The sequence below is a fragment of the Mesorhizobium sp. M7A.F.Ca.AU.002.02.1.1 genome (assembly GCF_003998535.1).
Lineage (GTDB): Bacteria > Pseudomonadota > Alphaproteobacteria > Rhizobiales > Rhizobiaceae > Mesorhizobium > Mesorhizobium ciceri.
This window is the reverse complement of the sequence record NZ_RZPB01000767.1, coordinates 1-2,817: the sequence shown is the minus strand read 5'-3', so window position 1 is coordinate 2,817 and position 2,817 is coordinate 1. Positions and strand designations below refer to the sequence as shown.

The window sequence follows — 2,817 nt, the reverse complement described above, 5'->3', positions numbered from 1 at the left end:
GTCCTGGCACAAACGCGCGCAGGAAGCCGCGTTGTTCATGAACCACGCCATCGTCAACCCGCCGATCGACCGCCACAAGCCGGCCGAACAGGTGAAGGATGTCTTCGTCCACATCAACAGGGAGACGGACGCCGGCATCTACGTGTCCGGCGCCAAGGTGGTGGCGACGTCCTCGGCGCTGACGCACTACAATTTCCTGGCGCAAGGGTCGGCGACGGTGACCGAGGATCCGTCGCTGTCGGTGATGTTCATCGTGCCGATGAATGCGCCGGGGATAAAGATGTTCTGCCGCGTCTCCTACGAGCAGACGGCCAACACGGTGGCGGCACCCTTCGACTATCCGCTGTCGTCGCGCTTCGACGAGAACGACGCGATCCTGGTGCTCGACAATGTCTTCATCCCCTGGGAGGACGTGCTGGTGCTGCGCGATGCGCAAAAAATCCTGTCCTTCCATCCGGCCTCCGGCTTCATGCATGGCTACTGCTTCCAGGGCTGCACGCGTTTCGCCGTCAAGCTCGACTTTCTCGCCGGCCTGCTGGCCAAGGCGCTGCGCGCCACGGGCGGCGATGCTTTCCGCGGCAACCAGGCGGCACTGGGCGAGGTCATTGCGCTCAGGCACATGTTCTGGAGCTTTTCCAACGCCATGGCCTACAACCCGATCCCATGGGCGAATGGCGCCGTCCTGCCCAACCTCGAAGCCGCCCTTGCCTACCGCACCTTCATGTCGGAAGCCTATCCGCGCGTCATCGACACCGTGCGCCGGGTGATCGCCTCGGGGCTGATCTACCTGCCGTCGTCGGTGCGCGACTTCAACAACCCCGAGATCGACAAATATCTGGCGCAATATGTGCGCGGCTCCAACGATATGGGCCACATCGAACGCATCAAGATCATGAAGCTGTTGTGGGATGCGACCGGCACCGAGTTCGGCGGCCGCCACGGGCTCTATGAGCTCAACTATGCCGGTGCGCCGGAAGAGGTACGGCTGCAGGTGCTGAAAGGCGCCGAGCGCGGCGGGCGGCTGAAGGCGATGGAAGAGCTGGTCGACACCTGCATGGCCGATTATGACGAGAATGGCTGGACCGGCGATACCTGGTTCAATCCGCTTGTCTCAACGGCCGAGTGAAATCACATGGCCACGCAGATTTCGAAAGCCGATTTCCGCGACGCCATGGCGAGGGTCTGCGCGCCGGTCAACATCGTCACCACAGACGGGCCGGCAGGACGCGGCGGCTTCACCGCCACCGCCATGTGCAGCGTCTCGGACGAGCCGCCGACGCTGCTCGTGTGCATGAACGGGCGCTCGACCCAGGCCGCCATGTTCCTGTCCAACCGGCGCTTCTGCGTCAACGTGCTGACGCATGACCACATGCATCTGGCGGGAAAGTTCGCCGGCGCGACCAGGGACATGGAGGCGCGCTACGCCTCGGCGCGCTGGCAGACGCTGACCTCCGGCACGCCGGCGCTGTCGGATGCGATCGTCAACTTCGATTGCGAGATCGAGACCGTGCATGTCGTCGGCACGCACAATGTCATGATCGGCCGCGTCATCGATGTCCGGCACGGCAGCGGCGGCTCGGCCCTGCTCTATGTCGACCGGAATTATACGCAGCCGACACGGTTGGGCAGCTTTGGCGGGTGAGCCTGGACGAAACGGCCAGGACCGACCGCTCAGCTCTCGCCGTCGATCAAGCTCTCCAAGAGGTCGAGGAGCTGCTCCAGCTTCTCATGCCCAAAACGCTGTTCGATGTCGTCATAGATGACGCGACGCTCGGGCGACAGGGCGTCGATCAGGGCGGAGCCGGCAGGCGCAATGGTCAGCACGACGCGGCGGCCGTCGCCTTCGGCCTTGTTGCGGGTGATGAATTTGCGTCCCTCGAGCGCCTTGATGATGCGCGTCAGGCTGGGCGGCAAAACCGAGGCGCGATCGGCAAGTTCCGTCGCCTCGACCGGGCCGGCTTCGCTGAGCACACGCAGCACGCGCCATTGCTGTTCGGTCACGTCATGCGCCGCAAGCATCGGCCGAAACCGCGCCATCACCGCTTCGCGGGCATGAAGCAGCGCCATCGGCAGGGAACGACGGGTATTTTCAGGCAGCAAAAAAGAGCCTCCCACGCTTGCGATCGAAACAGGCCTTCCCTCGGCCGAATCCGCCAGCCGGGGCCCGTTCCTGCCATCCCGTATCGTTGCGCCAAGGCCGATGCAAGACTTGACTTCGCGGATGCGGCATGTAATTAACGCGTTAACTACAACAAAGCAATAACCCAGGGAAACGAAGCGCCGTGCCTCACTTCTCCATCGAGTATTCGGCCAATCTCGATGCCAAGGTCGATATGGACGAATTGTGCGCGCTGGTGTTGCGCACAGTGCTGGACACCGGGCTGTTCGAGACCGGCGCCGTGCGGGTGCGGGCCTTTCGCGCCGAGGCCTACGCGATGGCCGACAGCCTGCCGGAAAACGCTTTTCTCGACATGTCGTTTCGCATCGGCACCGGCCGCAGCCCGGACGAGAAGAAGCGGACCGGCGAGGCTGTCTTCGCGGCGGTGAGCGAATACCTTGCCACCCTGTTCGAGACCCCGCATTTCGCCCTGTCGCTCGAAATCCGGGAAATCGACCCGGTGCTCAGCTGGAAGAAAAACGCAATCCACCCGCGGCTGCGCGGCAAGTGACGGAACCCGACATGTCCGACCTGCAAGGCAATCTGAAAAAGGCCGAGGCCTATCTGGCCCGCTTCAAGCGCGATGGCGTTTTGAACCAGATCGGCGGCGAGGCGGTGCCGGCCCTCGATGGCGCGACGTTCGAAACGCTGTCGCCGGT

Annotated in this window: 4 protein-coding genes; 3 read left to right on the top strand and 1 reads right to left on the bottom strand. The window is 63.6% G+C overall.

Annotated elements, in window-relative coordinates; genetic code table 11:
- Nucleotides 1–1,126: 4-hydroxyphenylacetate 3-hydroxylase C-terminal domain-containing protein (locus tag EN879_RS30925; RefSeq protein WP_127274479.1), on the top strand; the 1,126-nt coding region annotated here is incomplete at its 5' end.
- Between the two features lie 6 nt (nt 1,127–1,132).
- Entirely contained in the window at nt 1,133–1,642 is a 510-nt protein-coding gene (locus tag EN879_RS30920) for a flavin reductase (protein ID WP_013528541.1), read from the top strand.
- A gap of 29 nt (nt 1,643–1,671) precedes the next feature.
- On the opposite strand, the gene hpaR is transcribed toward EN879_RS30920, so the two are convergent.
- On the bottom strand, nt 1,672–2,067 hold the full coding sequence (gene hpaR / locus EN879_RS30915) for a homoprotocatechuate degradation operon regulator HpaR (RefSeq protein WP_224620863.1): 396 nt from the start codon (nt 2,065–2,067) through the stop codon (nt 1,672–1,674).
- Between the two features lie 215 nt (nt 2,068–2,282).
- Here hpaR and EN879_RS30910 point away from each other — a divergent pair, with 215 nt between their 5' ends.
- Entirely contained in the window at nt 2,283–2,669 is a 387-nt protein-coding gene (locus EN879_RS30910) for a 5-carboxymethyl-2-hydroxymuconate Delta-isomerase (RefSeq protein WP_013528543.1), read from the top strand.
- The last annotated feature ends 148 nt before the right edge of the window (nt 2,670–2,817 follow it).